Here is a 20,728-nt window from a genome sequence, read left to right as displayed (position 1 = left end):
CAATTACATCCAGCGATCTTTACGGCGACGGCTTGGCGTGATGATTGGGAGGATCAGACCAAGGAGTAAACCAGCCGCCAGAATGCCACCGCCAATCACCATTTTATTTTGCACCAGCGGTGGGTTTTGCTCGGCCAGTTGTTTGGTCAGTGCGATAGTGGTTTGTTTGGCCAGTTGTGCTTCTGCGAGGGCAGCGTCACGCGCGGTTTCAGCTGCTGTCACTGTAGCTTGTAAGGTGCTGCGTTCTTGTTCGAACGAAGCAGCAATCATTTCCTGCTGACTGAGTTGTTGTTTTAAACTCTCCAGACTGGATTTTGGGCTGGCGGTATAGGTGATGTATTCGCCACTGAGCCAACCTTCGTTGCCGGCATTATCGCGAATTTTGATAAAGCCGTTGGCCGGGTTCTGGCCGATATAAGTGACGTTTTCACCAGCGCCAACTGTGGCGATACTACGATATTCGTTGCCAGGACCAGAGCGCACCGGGGTACTCAGGGTATCGATAATAAAGGCCGGTTTTTCGTTAGTACTGGGTTTTTCAACTGCAACAACCGGAGTTTCAACCTTGGCTGCCGGGGTTTCAGCAGTAACATCCTGGGCATTGACCATGGCGCTGGTAGCAGCCACGGTGAAAAAAACAGTGCTATAAACAGCGCGGGAAAAAGCAGAGCGGAACAAATCAGACATATCAGGTTCTCATTCAACCGGAACAGGCGAGTATTGCCTTGGATCATAGGGAGTTGTTAACCGGTTGACAAGCAAAAACACTTGCTGCGTGCCATTGGATGTCCTATGTTGCGCTCTTCAGCGCATATCTGCAGCAATGCAATTCAACAGTATCGCCAATCAGCAGCACAGGGGCATTAGTCGCATGAGTCTGGAAGTAGAATTAAAACTGTGGGTGACAGCCCCGATGTCAGCGGATCTGCTGCAAGAGGTCAGCGACTGTTGGCCAACGTTGGCTAAGCAAGTGGTAGCGCAGCCCCCGGTAACTTTACTGAATGCTTATTTTGAAACGGCCGCGCAGTGGTTTCGTCGCCACGACGCCGGACTACGCACCCGCTGCAAAAATGGTCAGTATCAGCAAACCATTAAGCTTGCCGGTCAGCAATTGGGCGCCGCCCATGTGCGGCCCGAATACAATCAGCCTTGCGCTGGTGTCGTCCCGCAACTCACTGACTTTCCTGCGGAAATATGGCCTGAAGGTACAGACGTTGCTTCTTTACAACAGCAAATACAGGAGCTGTTTCGCACCGACTTTGTTCGCCATTGCTGGGTGTTAACCTTGCAGGACGGTACCACAGTCGAAGCCGTGCTTGATCAGGGGCAGGTGCTGGCAGGCGGACTCCGTCAGCCGCTGCTGGAAATTGAGCTGGAGCTGATGGAAGGTGATGCGCAGCAGTTGTTTTTGCTGGCGCGGCAGCTGTTACAACGGCTGCCGCTTTGTTTAGGGTTTCAGTCCAAAGCTGAGCGGGGTTATCGTTTAGCACAGCAACAGCCGTTGCAGCTGGCTCCAGTCGCCATCGAACCAGAGTTAAGTTTCAGCCTGTTATTACGCCAGTTACAGCAGAATTTATGGTTGCAGCATGTAGCGCGACAACCTACAGAACAGCAGCAACTTGGCGCCGCAATAGCCCAACAATGGCAACAATTACAGCAGTTATTATCGACACAACAGGATTCAGCCCTGCAGCCGGATCAACAGCTGCAGCAGTTATTACGAGGTGCCGCCAGTCTCGAACTCACCCAATCAACATCGCTATCATTATGGCTGCTGGATTTTTCCGGTTGGCTGTTAGCGCAGCCTGTTGGAGCCGTCTGAAATGAGCGTTCAGCAAACAGCATGGCAAGCACAGCCCATCAGTACCGCGCTGCAACAAGCCGTAGCGAGCCAGTTATCCGTCGTGCCTGTCTTGGATATCGTGCAGGCGCTGCCACCGGCGCAACAGACGCAAATCCGGCATTTGGTCGCCTGCAGCAGCTTTGCCGGTCGCGTGTTGTTACAACAACCAACGCTAATCCCGACGATCCTGAGCGCAGAAGCACTGCCACCGCTGGTCCTGACAACTGATGCCGCCGAAGCGCAAGTGATGAGCCAGCTGCGACGGCATCGTAACGCCAGTCTGGTGCAAATTCTGACCGATGATGTGTTTGCCCGGCAATCGGTGGCACAGTCGCTACAACGGGTGTCGGCGCTGGCGGATCAACTGATCAACGCAGCTTATCATTGGGCCTATGCTGAACTCGCGAAACAATGGGGACAGCCGCTGGACGAACAAGGCCAGCCCATGCCGCTGTTGATCCTCGGTATGGGCAAACTGGGTGGCGGTGAGCTGAATTTCTCTTCCGACATTGATTTAATTCTGGTTTATCCACAAAACGGCGACACCAGCGGCGGCCGGCGAAGCTGTGAAAATCAGCAGTTTTACACCAGGCTCGGCCAGAAACTGATCGCGCTGTTGCATCAGGTCACCGCTGACGGTTTTGTTTATCGGGTTGATATGCGGTTGCGGCCTTTTGGTGATAGCGGGCCTTTAGTGCTGAGTTTTGCCGCTTTTGAAGATTATTATCAGGCGCAGGGCCGTGATTGGGAACGCTACGCCATGCTCAAAGCGCGGATCTTAAACCCGCTTGAGCCTTTTGCGCATGAACTTAAATCAATGCTGAAACCCTTTGTTTATCGACGTTATATTGATTTTTCCGCCATTGAATCCTTGCGCCGGATGAAACAACTGATTGAGCAGGAAAACCGCCGCCGCAACCGCATCGACAATATTAAACTGGGTGCCGGTGGTATTCGCGAAGTGGAATTTATTGTGCAAACGCTGCAGTTGATTCGCGGCGGTCGTATTCCGCAATTGCAACAACCCTCGATTTTTCTGGCGCTGCAGGCGCTTTCTGACAACGAAATTCTGAGCCAGGCCCAAGCCGACGCCCTGCTGCAGGATTATCTGATTTTACGCCAGGTTGAACAATTGCTGCAGGGCATGGATGATCAACAAACCCAGACCTTACCAGCGGATCCATTGTCGCGCGAGCGATTGGTGCTGGCCTGTGCCGCCAAAGACTGGGACGATTTAACCACACGGATTAACCAGGCGATGGCGCGGGTGCATCAGCAGTTTAAACAGGTCATTGCGCATGAAGATAACGCTGAACCTGAGCAGGTGTTGCTGGGCCGGATCCTCTGGGACAGCGAGTTGCCGGCAGTTGAACTGGCAGATGAAATCCACTGGCTGGCGGCTGAAGATGCGGTGCAACTGGTCGAAGCTGTGGTGCAGTTTAAGCACGATTGTCAAAAACGCAGTGTCGGTCCTCGTGGCAGGGAATTGCTGGCGAAACTGGTACCGCAATTATTGCATGATCTCGAACTGGAGCAGGCAGGATCGGCGGTCCTGAGCCGGGTGCTGGTGGTATTCCGGCAAATTGTCAGCCGTACCGCTTATCTCGAATTGCTATTTGAAAACCCCAAAGCCTTGCAGCAACTGGTGAAACTTTGTGGGCGCAGTGGCTGGTTGTCGACCCATCTGGCGCGTTATCCAATGTTGCTCGATGAGCTGATAGACCCGGAATTGCTGTATCAGGTGGCAACTGTGGCCGATTATCGCGATCGCTTACGTTTGCAGCTGTTACGGGTGCCGGAAGATGATTTAGAGTTGGTGATGGAAACATTACGCCAATATAAACAAGCACAGCAGTTACGGATTGCCGCTGCCGATATCACCGGCATTTTGCCACTGATGAAAGTCAGTGACCATTTAACCTGGCTGGCCGAAGCGGTGATGGAAAAAGTGGTAGATTTGGCCTGGCAGCAAATGGTTGAAAAATATGGCTATCCGGCCGGGCTCGCTGCAGGTTCAGCAAAAAACTTCGCCGTAGTGGCTTATGGCAAACTCGGCGGGCTGGAGCTTGGTTACGGCTCAGATCTGGATTTAGTATTTTTACACCAATGTGATTCGCTGGCGGATACCAGTGGTGACAGAGCCATTGATTCGCGGCAGTTTTACTTAAAACTGGTGCAACGGATTTTGCATCTTTGTACCACCCGCACCGCCAGTGGTGTGCTTTATGATGTCGACACACGGCTGCGTCCATCCGGTAATGCCGGTTTGTTAACAGTGCATATCGAAACTTATCGTGATTATTTGCTGCAAGATGCCTGGACCTGGGAGCATCAGGCTTTGGTACGCACCCGGTTGATTTATGGCGATGCGGTGATTGCCAAGCGTTTTGATGACATCCGTGCAGAAGTACTGGCCAAGCCCCGTGATTTACCAAAACTACAGACCGATGTAGTGGAGATGAGGCAAAAACTGCGGGAACACCATGGCGTCGATAATGCCGAGGTGAAGCATGCCGCAGGCGGTGTGGTTGATTTGGAATTTATCAGTCAATATCTGGTGCTGGCTTATGCGGCAACTTTCCCGGCGCTGTATCAGTACAGTGACAATATCCGCATTCTGGATGCGGCTGTGATCGCTGGGTTGATGCCGTTGGAACAGGCAGGATTATTGCAGCAGGCTTATCGGGATTTACGCGGTGTCAGTCACCGGCTGACGCTGGAACCAGTCGACACCACCGATTTGCCGGATGTCAGTTCGGCGATGCAACAAGTTCAGGCTAGTTGGGCGTCGGTGCTGGGGAACGAGCAGGCGCTTCCGCATTAAGGTGGGTGCAATTGCTATCGAGAAACGGGTTGTTTTTGTCGGTGATCACTGCGGCCCGTTCTTTCGGACACAAAAATACTAAAATCGGTGTTTGAAAATCTGGCGCAATAGCGGTGGCAATGTCACGCAGGGTGGTCAGGTAGTCGCCTTCGCTGTGGAAATAATGTTTCACTACATAATCCCGTGGCAAGGTCCAAATCAGTTCAATGCCTTCACTGTCGGCAAAACCGGTCATCTGATCGCGGATTTTGCTGCCTTGCTGAAACTTACGTTGGGTGGAGTTGCCGGTCCAGTTGGGGCCCAGCTCCGGCACTGTGTTGGTGCGCGCGGCCAGGGTTTGGGTCAGTTTGTCGCTGGTGTCTGGTAACTCGACGATAAATTCTTTTGATACGTCTTTGCTGCCGTCCAGCGAATAGCGGATTTGTTCATAAAAATTGGTAAAGGTCTGGGCGGCAGTTTGTGAATGCTTGACTGGTGATGTGGTGGGGCTGCTTTTAAACAGATCCGGACTGAACAACACCACAAATGCGATGATTAACAGCACCACTGCTGCAGATAAGTGTTTGACCCAAAACCACATGATTGCAATCCTTTTTCTGCTTGTAGCCGTCATACTAGTCAAAGAAACCGACCCTGCCAACTGCTATTTCGCCGGGTGCCCATAAAGTTAATAGTAGCTTGGGTCTGACTCTGCCGGCCGGGTTTTAAAACGGCGGTGCAACCACATATATTGTCCGGGCGCCTGTAATACCGCCTGTTCAACAATCTGATTTACCAGCGTAATGTCTGCTACATCATCGCCAGTCGGGAAATTTTGCAACGCAGGCAAGGCTTGTACCCGATACCCTTTGTTGCCGGGCAGACTTTGGGTATACACCGGCACCACACTGCAATTAGCTGCTTTGGCGAACAGTGTGGTTCCTGTGGTTGAAGCGGTATCCGCGACGGCGAAGAAGGGGACAAATACCGCCCGCTTGCGGCCGTAATCCTGATCCGGCAGGTAAAAGCAAATTTCACCGCTGTTCAAGGCTTCGATCAGGCCTTTTACATCACGTTTGCCAATCATATATTTATTACTGCGAATGCGGCCGCGGTACATGAAAAATTCCATCAGCGCATTATTGTGTGGCCGGTAAAAACCAACGCTGGGGTGAGTCAGACCTATTACCCGGCCGGCGGCTTCTAAGTGCAGCATGTGCGTCGCTAACAGCAAGACGCCTTTACCCTGGTCAAGTTCCGCCTGAATATGCTCAAAGCCGTCAAATTGCGCCAATTTTTTAAAACGCCAATCCGGCCACCACCAGCCAATAATGGTTTCAATCAGCGCACAACCGGTTTGCCGGGCGTTCTCCTGCAGCAGTTGAGCTTGCTCGGCAGCAGTTTTTTCGGGAAAACACAGTTCAAGGTTACGGCTGGCGATTTTGCGGCGGGATTTTAATAACTTAAAGGTTAACAGACCCAAACTACGACCCAACGCCATCAGCCAGGAATAAGGTAACCAGCTCAGCAGATAAGCCACGCCTAATGCCAGCCACAACAGCCAGTAACGAGGATGCAATAACGATAATTGAAAAGGTGGAGACTTGATCAAGGTGGGTCCTCAAACTGGAAAAACGGCATTGTAACCGAAATCCCGGCTGAAAACAGATCAGAGCTGGAGGTCTGTTAAAGCTGACTTTCAGCACAAACAAAAAGGTCCGGCGCACCGGACCTTTCAAACTTAAAACCTTAGAAAGTTATGCACCTAACGAGCGGTTGACGATATCCAGATCCGCTTCAGTTAAGGTACCAGCAGCCTGTTTCAGTGATAATACTGCGAGGATATAATCGTAACGGGCTCTGGTTAGATTGCGGCGGGCATTAAACAGGTTCTGCGTGCTGATCAGGACGTCGACGATAGTCCGGGTGCCCACTTCAAAACCAGCTTCAGTGGCTTTTAACGCACTTTCTGCCGAAATCACCGCTTGCTCCAGTGCTTTAATACCGGCAATCGCAGCGCCAACGTTGTTATAAAAACTACGGGTCTGACGCAATACGCTGCGATGGCCTAATTCCAAATCTTCGCTAGTAGCCACATAGTTGGCACGACGAACTTCCTGATTGGCTGAAGTGGCGCCGCCAGAGTAAATTGGCACACGCAAAGTCACACCAACCGAATCGCTATCTTTTTGGAAGGTATTGCGACTGTCGTTTATCGTTTTTGATGCATCCAATGCAACTGTTGGATAATGTCCGGCGTCTGCGATGTCAATATCGTTCTGGGCAATTTCTAATGCCAGTTTGCGGACTTTTAAATCGAGATTATTTTCTTCTGCCAGCGCGACCCAGTCAGTTGCAGCAGCTGGTTGTGGTGCAACCGGCGTGAAGTTGGCAGTATTTAACGGTGCCAGTTTTGAGTGGTATTCACCGGTAATTTCCTGCAATGCTTCTTTGGCATTTTCCAGCGCATTGGTGGTGGCGATTTCGCGCGCTACTACGCTGTCATATTGTGCTTGTGCTTCATGCACGTCGGTAATGGCAGTTAAACCGACCGCAAAACGTTGTTTGGTTTGTTCCAGCTGACGTTCAACGGCACGCTTTTCAGCCACCACAAAAGTTAAATCGTCGTCGGCGCTCAGCACATTAAAATAAGCAGTGGAAACCCTGACAATCAGCGCTTGCAACGTAGCGTTGTAGCTGGTTTGGCTTTGCAGTGCTTGTTTTTCAGCAGTCGATAAATTTGACCAGTCAGCCCAATTGAAAATCGTCTGTTGTAAGGTGATTTGATTAGTATAACTAGTTGAAAATGAAGAGGTTACACCAGTAGTTTTATCGCGGCCTTTACCGATACTCGATGAGAAACCAATATCAGGTAAAAAATTAGCTTTGCTGATATCTATCGCAGCTTTAGCCGCATCGCTTTGTGCTGCAGCGCGCAATACCAGAGGGTCTTTTTTTAATGCGAGTTGATAAACATTTTGCAGGTTTTCTGCACTGGCTTGCAGACTTAACAGGCCGATGGCCGCACAGACCAGTGAATGTAATAAGGTTTTCTTCATAGCCCAATCCTATGGAATAACTAAAGTGAACGAATAATATCGTGTTAGCGTACACTAAGTCACAACTAATGCGTAAAAGTTGTACGGCTAAGTGTAACAGAATGTGAGTGGTATTATGTCTGAAATCAAGGGGATCGAGTATCCCACTTTCCAACATGATGATGTTGACATCCTCGGTCAACGCACGGTTTTTCAGGGTTTTTTCCGGATTAATGAATACAAAATGCGTCATCGGCTGTTTGCGGGCGGTTGGAGTGAGGTGGTCACCCGGGAAATGTTCGAGCGCGGTCATGCGGTGGTGGTGTTGCCTTATGACGTGAACTTTGATCAACTGGTATTGATCGAACAAATCCGGTTGGGAGCGAAGGACAGTAGTCAAAGCCCCTGGTTGTTGGAAGCTGTTGCCGGCATGATTGGTCAAAATGAAGACGGTCAGGATGAAGAACGCGAGCAAGTGGCAAGGCGCGAAGCATTGGAAGAAGCAGGTTTAACACTTGGCCGGTTAGAGCCAATGCTCAGTTATTTATCCAGTCCTGGCGGCACTACTGAACGGATTTATTTGTATTTAGGCGAATTAATTGCCCCGGTGCAACCCGGCGTTTTTGGATTGCCGGAAGAGCATGAAGATATCCGGGTGCATCTGATGAGTCGCAGTGAAGCGATGCAATTATTGGCCGATGGTAAAATTGACAATGCGGCGACAGTGATTGCACTACAATGGTTGGAATTAAATCACGCAAAAATTCGTGCGGCCTGGGAGTAGCATTCAGCCATGACGTTGTTGGCCAAAAAACGCAGTTATAAGCCATATGTGCCGGACTTCCTCACGCTATGTGAACGGAATTATGCCCAGCTGCGATTCTTTTTACCAGGCGCGGTGGCAGCTCACAATGCCGGTGCAGGGGCCGCCACTATCAATGCTGGCGCTACCAGCGCAGGTGACAGTAAAGTCATTCAAATCAACGAATACGAAGGCTACCGCATTAAACTGCTGGAGCTTTGTAAATTCACCACCACCATCAAAATTGAACATGTCAGCGACACTGCTTTGGGTTGGTTGCGGCCGCAATTTGAAGTACGGTTATATCACGATGCCCGGCTGGCTGAAGTGGTGTCTTGTCAGCAAGTACGGCGTTTTAAAGCAGTGTACGATTACCCAAATCTTGAAATGATGCAGCCCGATGAAAAGCGGCAAATTAACTTGCTGCTGCGCGATTGGTTAATGTTGTGTCAGCGCCAGGGGTACCATAATGTGGAGAGCTTAAGTTAGTGTCTGCCCGTTATCAGTTTGCCGTAAAACCATTTTACCGTTTGTTACAACTCACTGACTGCCATTTGCTCGCTGACCCTCAGGGCGATTATCAGCAGATTAAGCCTTATCAGCATCTGGCCTCCTTGCTTAGTGCTTTAAAAAACCAGCCTTTTGATGCGTTGATCCTGACCGGTGATTTAACCCAGGATCACAGCCTGGCATCTTATCTGTTGTTGGCCGATTTACTGAAGGGCTGGTCATCACCGGTGTTTTATTTACCGGGCAATCACGATGAACCCGCGTTAATGGCCGAAGCCTTTGCCAAACCACCTTTTGTTGCTGCCACCGAACTATCAGCCAGTGGCTGGAAATGGTTATTATTAAACAGCAAAGGGTCAACGCCGGCCGGAGAAGTTGACCCGCCAAGATTACTTGAACTTGAAGCTGCCCTTAAAAACGACCCAACGCCAGTCTGGATATATTGCCATCATCATCCAATACCGATTGGCGCAGCTATTGACCGGCATTCGCTACAGCAACCCGAAGCACTACTGACGTTATTAGCAGCACACCCACAAGTGAAAGGTCTGGCGCATGGCCACTGCCATCATGCTTATCAGACTACTCATGCTGCTGGTTTGACTATTGTTGGTTGTCCGGCGACTTCAGTGCAGTTTACACTAAGCGCAGATTGGCAAACTGAAGATCAGGGGCCACAGGGTTGTGTCTGGAATTTTGCTGCCGATGGCAGTGTATATTGGGAGTTTATCCGGCTTTGACTGCAAAATTAGTGCTGTATCTGCATGGCTTTGCCAGCTCGTCACAATCTGAAAAAGCGCTGCTGACCGCGGACTATTTTCGGCAATATTTACCGCAACATCAGTTGTTACTACCAGATTTGCCTTACACCCCGTTCGAGGCCGTTGCCGCTATTGATGAAGCACTGCAAGGTCGCATTCCCGATGCCATCATTGGCAGTTCATTGGGCGGTTTTCTGGCGACCCGGTTGGCAGAAAAGTTTCAGTGTAAAGCAGTGCTGATTAATCCGGCGGTACAACCACATTTGTTATTGCAAAACCATCTGGGGCGCTATTTTCACCCGGTGCTGCAGCGTCACTATGAGGTCAGCGCTGAACATCTGCCACAGCTGGCTGCCCTGGTACCCCAAAAACCGTCTGCAGAATCATCAATAAAAGTGTTGTTGCAAACTGGTGATGAAGTGCTGGATTATCGTGAAGCGCTCGATTTTTATCAGTATTGTCAGTTAGATGTACAAGAAGGCGGCGATCACAGCTATCAGGGCTATGCCAATCGGTTGCCGGATATTGTCAAATTCTGCCAATTAGCGTAAAACACTGGTGATCAATACAGTGACTTTTGATACTGTGACTTTTAATTCAGTATCTTTGCACCCCGTGGCCATCGCCGCGCCGGAATGCCTTTAGCTCCCAGAGTAAAACCATGACTGAACAACTTTATAATGCTGATTCGATTGAGGTACTGACCGGTCTTGAACCGGTGCAGCGCCGTCCCGGAATGTATACCGATACCACCCGCCCGAACCATATGGGGCAGGAAGTCATCGATAACAGCGTCGATGAAGCTTTGGCCGGTCATGCTGATCAAATTCAGGTGATTTTGCATCCGGATCAGTCGCTGGAAGTCATTGATAACGGCCGTGGTATGCCGGTCGATATTCATCCGGAGGAGGGCGTCAGTGGGGTGGAACTAATTTTGTGCCGCCTGCACGCCGGCGGTAAATTCTCCAACAAAAATTATCAGTTTTCCGGTGGTCTGCACGGGGTAGGTATTTCAGTGGTCAACGCCTTATCAACCCGGGTTGACGTGGCCGTACGCCGTGATGGCAATGTCTATGAAATGGCGTTTGAACACGGATTTAAAGTGTCGGAACTGGCGATTACCGGCACGGTTGGCAAGCGTAATACCGGAACCCGCGTGCGGTTCTGGCCAGATCCAAAGTATTTCGATTCCAATAAATTTTCGGTCAGCCGGTTGCTGCATGTGCTGAAAGCCAAAGCGGTATTGTGCCCCGGCCTGACGGTTAAATTCGAAGATAAAGTTAACGATCAGAGTTACAGCTGGTGTTATATCGCCGGTATCCGCGATTATTTGATTGATGCGGTTAAAGACATGGTCGCACTGCCCGAAACACCTTTTACCGGTAGTTTTGCCGCCAGTCATGAAGCGGTGGAGTGGGCGGTGTTATGGTTGCCGGAAGGCGGCGAGCTGGTCACCGAAAGTTATGTCAACCTAATCCCCACAGCGCAGGGCGGCACTCACACCAACGGTTTACGTCAGGGTTTGCTGGAAGCATTACGCGATTTTTGTGAATTTAGAAACTTAATGCCACGCGGTATTAAGTTAACGCCGGAAGACGTTTGGGATCGTTGTAGTTACATTCTGTCGCTGAAAATGCAGGAGCCACAATTCGCCGGCCAGACCAAAGAGCGCTTATCCAGCCGTCAGGCGGCTTCTTTTGTCACGGGGGTGGTCAAAGACAGCTTTAGTTTATGGCTAAACGAGCACACTGAAATCGCCGAGATGTTGGCGGAATTTTGTATTAACAATGCGCAAAAACGTTTAAAAGCCGCCAAAAAAATCGTCCGTAAAAAAGTCACGGCCGGGCCTGCTTTACCGGGCAAATTAGCCGACTGTAGCGCGCAGGATGTCAACCGTACCGAATTGTTTTTAGTGGAAGGGGATTCTGCTGGTGGCTCGGCCAAACAGGCGCGGGATCGCGAATTTCAGGCGGTGATGCCACTGCGCGGGAAAATTTTGAATACTTGGGAAGTCGATTCCGAACAAATTCTTGGCTCGCAGGAAGTGCATGATATTTCGGTGGCGATTGGCATGGATCCGAACTCGGTTGATTTAACTCAACTGCGCTACGGTAAAATTTGTATTCTGGCTGACGCCGATTCTGACGGTCTGCATATCGCAACCTTGCTCTGTGCGCTTTTTATGCAACATTTCCGCTCTCTGGTTGATGCCGGTCATGTCTACGTGGCGATGCCGCCGTTGTACCGCATTGATATAGGCAAAGAAGTCTATTACGCACTGGATGAAGAAGAGAAAAACGGTGTGTTAGACCGGCTGGAAGCTGAGAAAAAGCGTGGCAAAATTAACGTGCAGCGCTTTAAAGGTCTGGGCGAAATGAACCCATTACAGCTGCGTGAAACCACGATGGATCCAAATACCCGTCGTCTGGTACAGCTGACGATTGACGATGTGCAGCAAACGATGGAAATGATGGATATGTTACTGGCGAAAAAACGTGCTAATGACAGGCGCGATTGGCTGGAAATGAAAGGCGACCGGGCGGTCATTGCATAAAAAAGGCATAAAAAGCTTTTAAAAAACTGAGTTGTGCTCTGGCAACCGGTTCTGGGTATACTGCTTTGAAACAGATTAATTACGCAACAAGGATGCATTATTATTCTTATGAACAGCAAAACATTGTGGCGCAGCATACTGCTGTGCAGCTGGTTATGGCTAAGCCAGGCATGGGCTGCCACCGAGCCGGTGTTGCCGGATTGGCTAGTGCAGGTGCAACAGAATAAATATAAAAAACCAGAAGCCATGCTGCAGTTGGCAAAACAGTATGAAGCCGAATATGGCCGCTGGCCGGTGGATGTGCAGGCGGTGTGGCTCAGTGAAGTGGCGATGATGTATGAAGTATTGGGCCGTTACCGTGAACAAATGGCGGTGGCAGAACGAGGTTTGGCGCTAACCGCGGATCAAAAAACGCCAACCCGGGTGGAATTGCTGTACAGCATGGGTTTTGCATTGGAAACGCAGCGCGAATATGCAGTTGCCAATGAGTATTATCAAAAAGGCATGACGCTTGCCGAATCGCTGCAAAACGAAAAACTGATGATCCAGGGGCTGACCAATCTGGCGGCAATGTTATCCGAAGAAAACGAAAGCCCAAAAGCGCTGGATATGCTCAAGCAAGCTTACGACAGAGCAGTGAAACTAAATGACACCGAAATGCTGGCACTGGTGCAGGCCGAGTTGGGCCTGATGTACACTATGCTAGCGGTCGATGATGAAGGTCAGCAGTTTCTGGAAGAGTCGTTTAAATTATTCGATAAGCTTGGCTGGGCTAAAAGTAAACTGATGGTCTGGTATAACCTGGCGTCAACCTATGGTTATCTGGACAAACAAGAGCAGGCGCTGGCCATTTTTGACCAGATGTTAAAAGTGAGTCTGGAACAGGAAGATCCGGTCAGTTTGTATTTCGCTTATATGGGGCTCGCCAACACCAATAGACGGATGAAAAAGCTTGATGCGGCGATCACTTACATTGAAAAAGCTGAAACTTATCTGCCGTCGTTGCAGTCGACTTTTCAAATCAGTGAACATCATTTTATCAAGGCGAAAATTTTTCGGAGTTTAGGGCAAATTAGTCTGGCAATGCAGCAGGTCGATTTAGCGGCTGAGCAACTGGATGAAAGTAAAAACACCTCAGACAGATTTTATGCACTGCATTTTGACGATTTACGCGCGCGGCTATATGCCGATGCCGGTAACTATGAAAAAGCCTACCAGACGCTTGATAAATTTTTCGAAGCTTATATCGATTTACAAGACAATAAACGTGACATGGACGTGCAAAAACTGCGGTTGAGTTTTGATGCCGAACGGCAGGAAGCGCGGAATCAGCTGCTGGAAAAAGACAACGAACTACAAGCACTGAAACTGCAGGAAATCGAACGGAACCGGCAGATCCAATGGTTGTGGCTGGCAATTTTTGCCTGCACCAGCCTGGTGTTATTCATTTTATTATTGTGGCAGTGGACCCGTCGACGGGCGCAATTGCCACAAACATTGCCACCGGCACCCTGAATCAGGCTGTTGTGCATATACCCAAAATCATTGAAGATTCGGGTAGGCGACGAGATCGTGAGACTGGAACGCCAGCCCGGCCCGGAGCATAGTTGTCCTATGTGACTGGGGCGAGCGAGCGAAGGCAACAACCCCGCATCTTCAAGGATGACGGGTATCGTTTTCATTAGGACCTTAGATGACTGAAATCCTGCTAACTCCAGACGGACAAGAACAACTGCCGCTGCGGCGTTTTACTGAAGACGCTTACCTGAATTATTCGATGTACGTCATTATGGACCGGGCTTTGCCATACATTGGTGACGGTTTAAAACCGGTGCAACGGCGGATTATTTACGCCATGTCGGAACTGGGTTTGTCGCATCTGGCGAAGTTCAAGAAGTCGGCGCGGACCGTTGGTGATGTGCTCGGTAAATTCCACCCGCATGGCGACAGCGCTTGTTATGAAGCCATGGTGTTGATGGCGCAGCCGTTTTCTTATCGTTACCCGCTGGTCGACGGTCAGGGCAACTGGGGTGCGCCGGACGATCCAAAATCCTTTGCGGCGATGCGTTACACCGAAGCAAAATTATCTAAATTCAGTGAGTTACTGCTTAGCGAATTAGGCCAGGGCACCGTTGACTGGTTGCCAAACTTTGACGGCACGCTGGAAGAACCCAGAACCCTACCAGCCCGGTTACCGCATATTTTGCTGAATGGCATTACCGGTATTGCCGTGGGGATGGCGACCGATATTCCGCCGCATAACGTGCGCGAAATTGCCGCTGCCGCCTGCCATTTATTAGATAACCCGGCGTCATCGGTCAACGATTTATTGCAGTATGTGCAAGGTCCGGATTATCCGACCGACGCTGAAATCATCACGCCAAAACACGAACTGCAAAGTATCTATGAAACTGGCCGTGGTTCAGTGCGGATGCGGGCGATTTATACCCAGGAAGACGGCGATATCATCATTACTGCATTGCCGCATCAAACGTCGGGCTCGAAAGTGCTGGAGCAAATCGCCGCGCAGATGAATGCGAAAAAGCTGCCGATGGTGTCGGATTTACGCGATGAGTCGGATCACGAGAGTCCAACCCGGATTGTTATCGTGCCGCGTTCGAATCGCATTGATGTTGAACAGTTGATGCAACATTTGTTCGCTACCACCGATCTTGAAAAATCCTACCGGGTTAACCTGAATATTCTCGGGCTAGACCAACGGCCACGGGTGAAAAACCTGTTGGAAATCCTCAGCGAATGGCTGATGTTCCGCCGTGATACCGTGCGTCGGCGGTTGCAATATCGCCTGGATAAAGTACTGGATCGTATCCATGTGCTGGAAGGTTTATTAATTGCCTTTTTGAATATCGATGAAGTGATCCGGATCATCCGTCAGCACGATGAACCAAAGCCAGTGCTGATCGCTCATTTTGGTATTACCGAACGCCAGGCTGAAGCCATTCTTGAGTTGAAGTTACGGCATTTAGCCAAACTCGAAGAAATGAAAATCCGTGGTGAATTGGACGAACTTTCAAAAGAGCGTGATAAGTTACAAAGCATTTTAGGTTCAGAGAAAAAGCTGACTAAGCTGATTCGTGACGAACTGGAAGCTGATGCGCTGAAATATGGCGATGACCGTCGTAGCCCAATAGTTTCGCGTGGCGAAGCGAAAGCGCTGAGCGAAAAAGAATTATTGCCAAGTGAACCGGTCACGGTAATTTTATCGGACAAAGGCTGGGTGCGCTGTGCCAAAGGTCACGATGTCGACGGTAACAGTCTGCAATACAAAGCCGGTGACGGGTACAAGTCATCAGCCAGTGGTCGTAGTAATCAATATGCCGCCTTTATCGATTCCAGTGGTCGCAGTTTTGCTGCAGAAGCGCATGATTTACCCTCGGCCCGTGGCCAGGGCGAGCCGCTCACCGGCCGCTTTACGTTGGTGGCGGGGGAGAACTTTGAACATGTGCTGATGGCCGATGATAGCCAGCAGTTATTGCTGGCGAGCGATGCCGGTTATGGTTTTGTCGCCAGTTTTGCCGATTTACTTAGCCGCAACAAAGCCGGTAAAACATTGTTGTCGTTGCCAACCGGTGCCAAGGTACTGACACCGTTACCGATTAAACATCCGGAAACGGACCAGGTGGTGGCTATTTCCAACGAAGGCCGGATGCTGGTATTCCCAATTGCTGAACTGCCAAAACTCAGCAAAGGTAAAGGCAATAAAATCATCAGTATTCCATCGGCCCGCTCGGCTTCGCGCGAAGAATTCGTGAAGTTGCTGGCGGTGGTGCCAGCTGAATCCGGCATTACGTTGGTGGCTGGTAAACGCAAAATGACGATTAAAGCCAGTGACTTAGCCCACTATGTTGGTGAGCGTGGCCGCCGCGGTAACAAGTTACCCCGTGGTTTACAACGGATTGATGAATTGCTGGTTGGTGAAGTGGAGTAAGCAGCTCGCTTAGCTGCACGATAACCGCTGATGCCGCGGTTATCGTGACAGATCAAACCAGAACCTACTTAAGAAGCCGCTATACTAAGCGGCTTTTTCATTGCTGAGGGTTCAGTGTGCTTGCCTTAATTCGTTTAGTGCTGTTGATTTTATTCATTATTGTGGCATCCAGTATTGGCTTGCTGATTTGTCTGGCGCGGCCATTTCATCGTGATAATGTTGGTTTATTCTCGAAATGGTATGGCAAAGCCAGCTGGATCTTTGGTCTTGAGATTGAAATCCGCCAACCAGCAGCCGTCGCCAACGCCATGCCTTGTGTGTTCGTGGCCAATCATCAGAACAACTACGATTTGTTCACCATCAGCGGTGCGTTAATTCCCGGCACCGTCACCATCGGCAAAAAGAGCCTGAAATTTATCCCGTTTTTTGGCCAGCTGTATTGGCTTAGCGGCAATATTCTGATCGACCGTGACAACAAAAGCCGGGCCGTTGGGGCGATGCAAGGCGCGGTGGAACGTATTCAAAAAGATAAAGTGTCGGTCTGGGTGTTCCCGGAAGGTACCCGCAGTTATGGCCGTGGTTTACTGCCGTTCAAAACCGGCGCTTTTCACATTGCCCAGCAAGCCGGAGTGCCGATTGTGCCCATCTGCATGAGCCAGACCCAGGGGAAAATTCAGTTAAACCGCTGGAATAATGGCAAAGTCATTATCGAATTTATGCCACCGTTACAGCCGGAAGATTTTGCCGTGCCGGTGCGCGAAGTGGCGCAGCAGGTACGAAGCATGATGGAAGATAAAATTGCCGCACTTGATAGCGAGTTAACGAGCGATTACACTGCCGCTACCTCTGCAGCTTCAGGAAAACCCTAATGGAAAACTGGCTAGAATTTACCAACGACACCATCGCCGCATTATTAGAAGATGGCAGCGATCCGGACGCCGAATACACCATTGAGCATCACTTCTACGATGAAGACTTTGCCAAGCTGGAAAAATTAGCGGTTGAAGTATTTAAACTTGGGTTTGAAGTGACCGACGCCGAAGAAGTAGAATTTGAAGATGGCGGCAACGCCTGGGTATTCGACGCGATTCGTGAACAGTCATTAGACGGCGCCGCAATCACCGCTGATGCCATCAAACTGGAAGCATTAGCCCGCAAATTCGGCATCGAGTATGACGGCTGGGGTACCTACTTTGAAGGTGACGAAGGCGAGTTCGAAGACGACGAAGACGGCGAAGAATAAATTGCTGCCAAGCCGGTGAATGAACACTGGTCAGTCAACTATAAAACCCGGCGCTTGCCGGGTTTTGTGTTTTTGCAAGAACACAACACCATGTTGATCAATACAGTGGGACAGCAACCACAGGAGTTTTATAAAATCATCTAAAATTCAAAAACTTCGCTGCAAAACTTCAACCCGACGGGCTACACTGATTTTAGTATGAATTCCCGGAATCCGGTTGAAACCCGATCCGAGTCACAACAAGGAGTCGTCATGACAGTGGCAGTTAACTGGCAACATTTGTTAAGAAAAACAGCGCAACAATCACTGATGCTGCTGGCGCTACTTTGGTCTGCCGAAGGTTTGGCTGCGACGCCTTTGCCCGCGATTGATTGCCAACATTCTGATCTCGGTGCGATAGAAACGATGATTTGCCAGGATGCCGAGCTTGGGCAGCTTGAGCGGCAGATGACGGCGTTATATCAGCAGCTGTTGCCGCAGGCTGCTTTACAACAACCATTTTTATTTAATGCTGAACAGCGGGGCTGGCAAAAAGGCCGCAACGATTGCTGGAAAGACACAGCCCCAAAAGCCTGTGTGCTGGCGCAATATCAGCGGCGTACCGCCGAGTTGCAGGCGATGTACCGGCTGGTCGACACATTAGGGCCGGTGACCTGGCGTTGTGCACAGCAAGCTGCAACTGCCACAGGTCCGGGCCGCGCGGATGGTGAAGTACTGGTGACTTTTTTTAAAACAACGCCGGAATCCTTGTTGGCGGAGCGTGGCGATCAGCAGTCGCTGATGTTTCTGCAGCCAGACGATAAAAAACGGCTATTTGTCGGTCGCAATGAAAGTCTCGAGTTTAAGGCGCAGCACGCGCTGTTGATTTGGGGTTATCAAAGTCCGGTATTGGTCTGTGAGTCGGTTGGAACTGCCGGAATACCAAAGCTGCGGGCTACAGTTTAAATGCAGCGACTAACGAACCGGCTGATGGTGTTGCTGTTTAGCTTTACGCTATGTTCGGACTTAACCGCCGCGCCAGTGCATGCACCTTGTCAGAAAGTCGTCAATCGGCCTTGCACTGCCTTGGTATTAGGCGGTGGTGGTGCCCGCGGTGGCGCGCACCTTGGGGTGATTCGACAATTGGAAACCCAGAAAATCCCGATTGATTTGATTGTTGGCACCAGCATTGGTGCTTTTGTTGGTGGCCTCTACGCCTCTGGTCACAGCCCGGATGACATTGAAAAAATCTTGCAGACGCTGGACTGGGGCGCCGGTTTTACCGACAAAGTGTCGCGTGATGAAATGCCACTGCGCCGCACCCAGCAGCGTGATCACTACGCTATCCGCCTTGATATTGGTCTTGGCACTGATGGCGTGAAAGTACCCAAAGGTTTGTTACTGGGCCAGGCGATGGCCGAACTTATTCAGCATGCTTATGGTGTGCAAAGCGCCAATCAGCATTTTGACCAGCTGCCAATCCCGTTTCGGGCTATCGCCACCAACCTGCGCAATAAAGATACCGTGGTGCTGGCGCAAGGCAGTTTACTGGCAGCAGTGCAGGCGTCGATGTCGATCCCCGGCGTAGTACAGCCGATGCGGCTGGATGGCAAAGTGCTGGTCGACGGCGGCGTTGCCAATAATTTACCGATCAGTGTTGCCCGGCAATTAGGAGCAACCCGCATTATTGCGGTGGCCATTGATGCGCCGCTGCGGGAAGAAGCCCAGCTCGATTCTGCCTTTGCCGTCACCGAACAGTTGACCGGCTTTTTAGTGCGACAAGAAGTTGAGCAACAGAAAAAGCTGCTGACCGCTGACGATTTATTGCTGGAGCCACGACTTTCCGGCATTGATACCCTGGGTTTTGAAAAAATGGGCCTCGCCATCAAAGCAGGTCATGCCAGTGCCAAAGCCAACAAAGCAAAACTAGCGACTTTTGCCAGGCCAGAAAGTTACGCCAGCTGGCAACAAGTGCAGCGCAAACGGCTGGATAACCAAAGCCAGATTTCTAAAGTGACTTTGCATAATCAATCAGCACTTGCTGACGAGGTGTTGTTGGAACGGCTCCAAATTACCCCAGGTGAAACCTATAGCGCCAATCAACTGACCAGTGCTATTCATCGTTTGTACGGGCTGGATCAGTTTGAGCGGGTGCGCCATCAACTCAGTATGCAGCCTGACGGCTCACAGGAATTATTGATTGAAGCCGAAGATAAAAGCTGGGGGCCGGGTTTTCTGAACTTCAACTTCCTGATGGACGACGATTTCAGTAGCAATCGCCGCGTGCAATTAGCAGCATCCTATAACAGAACAAACTTAAGCCCTTATGGCGCCGAGTGGTACAACGAAGTCGCCATTGGCACTGATAAACTGTTCAGCAGCGAATTGTACTGGCCGATTTATAACAGCGGCAGTTTTGTCGCGGCCAAAGCCTATCGTACTGTTGGCACGCTGATTGTTGAAGACAACGAAGGTTTATCGCTGGGGGACTTTATCCGCCAGGAAACAGTATTGGCACTGCGGGCCGGGATGAATTTGTCCGACGATGCACAGCTGTCAGCGGCCTGGCTGGATAAATCCGGCCGTTATCAGTTACCGGCGTTTTTCGCCAACAGTTTCCAGAGTAAATATCTGCATTTCACCCGGCAAGGGCCAGAGTTGAAGTTGCAATGGGACAGTCTGGATCACCCGAGTTTTCCGGAGCGCGGTATTAAACTGGATCTCAGCCGGCAATGGCTGGATGATATTTTCCGGGGGACAGAAGCCAGCAGTATCAATACCTCGCTGGAACTGATTGCCGCCACCAGTTGGCAGAATCACCGGCTGAAAGGACGTTGGTTGGATCAGCGTTATCAGTCGGCCGATGGTGACATCGCACTCGAGCAATACTCACTTGGTGGTTTATTAAATTTATCCGGTTATCCCAGAAATTATCTGTACAGCTCGGCGCTGAAGTTCGGCAGCCTGGTGTACATGTACAAAATGCATGAAAACCGCTTTAGTTTTTTCCAATCGCCGTTTTATCTTGGTGGCTCGCTGGAGCGCGGTTGGGTGAAAGACAGTATCTGGCAAGCCGCCAATGCATTTAGCGCCGACTGGGTCTGGGCTGGCAGTGTATTTTTAGGCTGGGATAGTCCAATAGGCACCGTCATGCTGGGATACGGCCAGGCACAAAGCCTGTATAGCGAACAAAATCAGCAGCTTTATTTATCGATAGGGCAGTGGTACTAGTTTAATGCCCTGATG

At 50.4% G+C, this 20,728-nt stretch carries 17 protein-coding genes; 13 read left to right on the top strand and 4 right to left on the bottom strand.

Translation table 11 applies throughout. The features are described from left to right. Window positions 1-3: 3 nt before the first annotated feature. Window positions 4-687 (bottom strand): TIGR04211 family SH3 domain-containing protein, encoded by a 684-nt coding sequence (locus A5320_RS04105; protein ID WP_068061261.1) that lies wholly within the window; start codon window positions 685-687, stop codon window positions 4-6. 184 nt (window positions 688-871) lie between these two features. Here A5320_RS04105 and A5320_RS04100 point away from each other — a divergent pair, with 184 nt between their 5' ends. Further along, window positions 872-1,822: a CYTH domain-containing protein gene (locus A5320_RS04100; RefSeq protein ID WP_157605627.1), complete on the top strand. Its 951-nt coding sequence runs from the start codon at window positions 872-874 to the stop codon at window positions 1,820-1,822. 1 nt (window position 1,823) lies between these two features. Continuing rightward, the gene (glnE, locus tag A5320_RS04095; RefSeq protein ID WP_082971523.1) at window positions 1,824-4,667 is read left to right on the top strand and encodes a bifunctional [glutamate--ammonia ligase]-adenylyl-L-tyrosine phosphorylase/[glutamate--ammonia-ligase] adenylyltransferase; all 2,844 of its coding nucleotides are present in this window, start codon (window positions 1,824-1,826) and stop codon (window positions 4,665-4,667) included. Here the strand turns inward: glnE and A5320_RS04090 are convergent. From A5320_RS04090 to tolC, 3 genes are all read right to left on the bottom strand, one after another. Next, window positions 4,621-5,247: a TcpQ domain-containing protein gene (locus A5320_RS04090; protein ID WP_068061255.1), complete on the bottom strand. Its 627-nt coding sequence runs from the start codon at window positions 5,245-5,247 to the stop codon at window positions 4,621-4,623. The two genes, glnE and A5320_RS04090, sit on opposite strands and share 47 nt — an antisense overlap. A gap of 87 nt (window positions 5,248-5,334) precedes the next feature. Then, window positions 5,335-6,258 (bottom strand): LpxL/LpxP family Kdo(2)-lipid IV(A) lauroyl/palmitoleoyl acyltransferase, encoded by a 924-nt coding sequence (gene lpxL, locus A5320_RS04085; RefSeq protein ID WP_068061254.1) that lies wholly within the window; start codon window positions 6,256-6,258, stop codon window positions 5,335-5,337. 145 nt (window positions 6,259-6,403) lie between these two features. Then, window positions 6,404-7,705, bottom strand: coding sequence for an outer membrane channel protein TolC (gene tolC / locus A5320_RS04080; protein ID WP_068061253.1), 1,302 nt, complete (start codon window positions 7,703-7,705; stop codon window positions 6,404-6,406). A 115-nt stretch (window positions 7,706-7,820) separates the two neighbouring features. Here tolC and nudF point away from each other — a divergent pair, with 115 nt between their 5' ends. From nudF to A5320_RS04025, 11 genes are all read left to right on the top strand, one after another. After that, window positions 7,821-8,468 (top strand): ADP-ribose diphosphatase, encoded by a 648-nt coding sequence (nudF, locus tag A5320_RS04075; RefSeq protein ID WP_068061251.1) that lies wholly within the window; start codon window positions 7,821-7,823, stop codon window positions 8,466-8,468. Between the two features lie 9 nt (window positions 8,469-8,477). Continuing rightward, on the top strand, window positions 8,478-8,975 hold the full coding sequence (locus A5320_RS04070) for a DUF1249 domain-containing protein (RefSeq protein ID WP_068061248.1): 498 nt from the start codon (window positions 8,478-8,480) through the stop codon (window positions 8,973-8,975). Continuing rightward, a complete protein-coding gene (locus A5320_RS04065) occupies window positions 8,975-9,736 on the top strand; it encodes a metallophosphoesterase (RefSeq protein WP_068061241.1) in 762 nt (253 codons plus the stop codon). Before A5320_RS04070 ends, A5320_RS04065 begins: the two co-directional genes overlap by 1 nt. Beyond that, window positions 9,733-10,308 carry a YqiA/YcfP family alpha/beta fold hydrolase gene (locus tag A5320_RS04060; protein WP_068062951.1) on the top strand — a complete coding sequence of 192 codons (576 nt, stop codon included), beginning with the start codon at window positions 9,733-9,735 and terminating at the stop codon, window positions 10,306-10,308. Before A5320_RS04065 ends, A5320_RS04060 begins: the two co-directional genes overlap by 4 nt. 110 nt (window positions 10,309-10,418) lie before the next feature. Then, complete coding sequence (gene parE / locus A5320_RS04055; RefSeq protein WP_068061240.1) at window positions 10,419-12,311, top strand: DNA topoisomerase IV subunit B; 1,893 nt, start codon at window positions 10,419-10,421, stop codon at window positions 12,309-12,311. Between the two features lie 108 nt (window positions 12,312-12,419). Further along, window positions 12,420-13,826 carry a tetratricopeptide repeat protein gene (locus A5320_RS04050; RefSeq protein ID WP_068061238.1) on the top strand — a complete coding sequence of 469 codons (1,407 nt, stop codon included), beginning with the start codon at window positions 12,420-12,422 and terminating at the stop codon, window positions 13,824-13,826. Window positions 13,827-14,004: 178 nt separating this feature from the next. Continuing rightward, the gene (parC, locus tag A5320_RS04045; protein WP_068061235.1) at window positions 14,005-16,260 is read left to right on the top strand and encodes a DNA topoisomerase IV subunit A; all 2,256 of its coding nucleotides are present in this window, start codon (window positions 14,005-14,007) and stop codon (window positions 16,258-16,260) included. A 116-nt stretch (window positions 16,261-16,376) separates the two neighbouring features. Then, window positions 16,377-17,129 carry a 1-acylglycerol-3-phosphate O-acyltransferase gene (locus A5320_RS04040; protein ID WP_068061231.1) on the top strand — a complete coding sequence of 251 codons (753 nt, stop codon included), beginning with the start codon at window positions 16,377-16,379 and terminating at the stop codon, window positions 17,127-17,129. Beyond that, a complete protein-coding gene (gene rraB, locus A5320_RS04035; RefSeq protein ID WP_068061228.1) occupies window positions 17,129-17,503 on the top strand; it encodes a ribonuclease E inhibitor RraB in 375 nt (124 codons plus the stop codon). Before A5320_RS04040 ends, rraB begins: the two co-directional genes overlap by 1 nt. Window positions 17,504-17,755: 252 nt before the next feature. After that, window positions 17,756-18,448 carry a lysozyme inhibitor LprI family protein gene (locus tag A5320_RS04030; protein ID WP_068061225.1) on the top strand — a complete coding sequence of 231 codons (693 nt, stop codon included), beginning with the start codon at window positions 17,756-17,758 and terminating at the stop codon, window positions 18,446-18,448. Beyond that, entirely contained in the window at window positions 18,449-20,713 is a 2,265-nt protein-coding gene (locus A5320_RS04025; protein WP_068061218.1) for a patatin-like phospholipase family protein, read from the top strand. It abuts the gene before it with no gap. The last annotated feature ends 15 nt before the right edge of the window (window positions 20,714-20,728 follow it).

The organism is Rheinheimera sp. SA_1, from assembly GCF_001669775.1.
Lineage (GTDB): Bacteria > Pseudomonadota > Gammaproteobacteria > Enterobacterales > Alteromonadaceae > Pararheinheimera.
The sequence above is the reverse complement of the archived record's forward strand: the minus strand, read 5'-3'. Positions and strand labels throughout refer to the sequence as shown.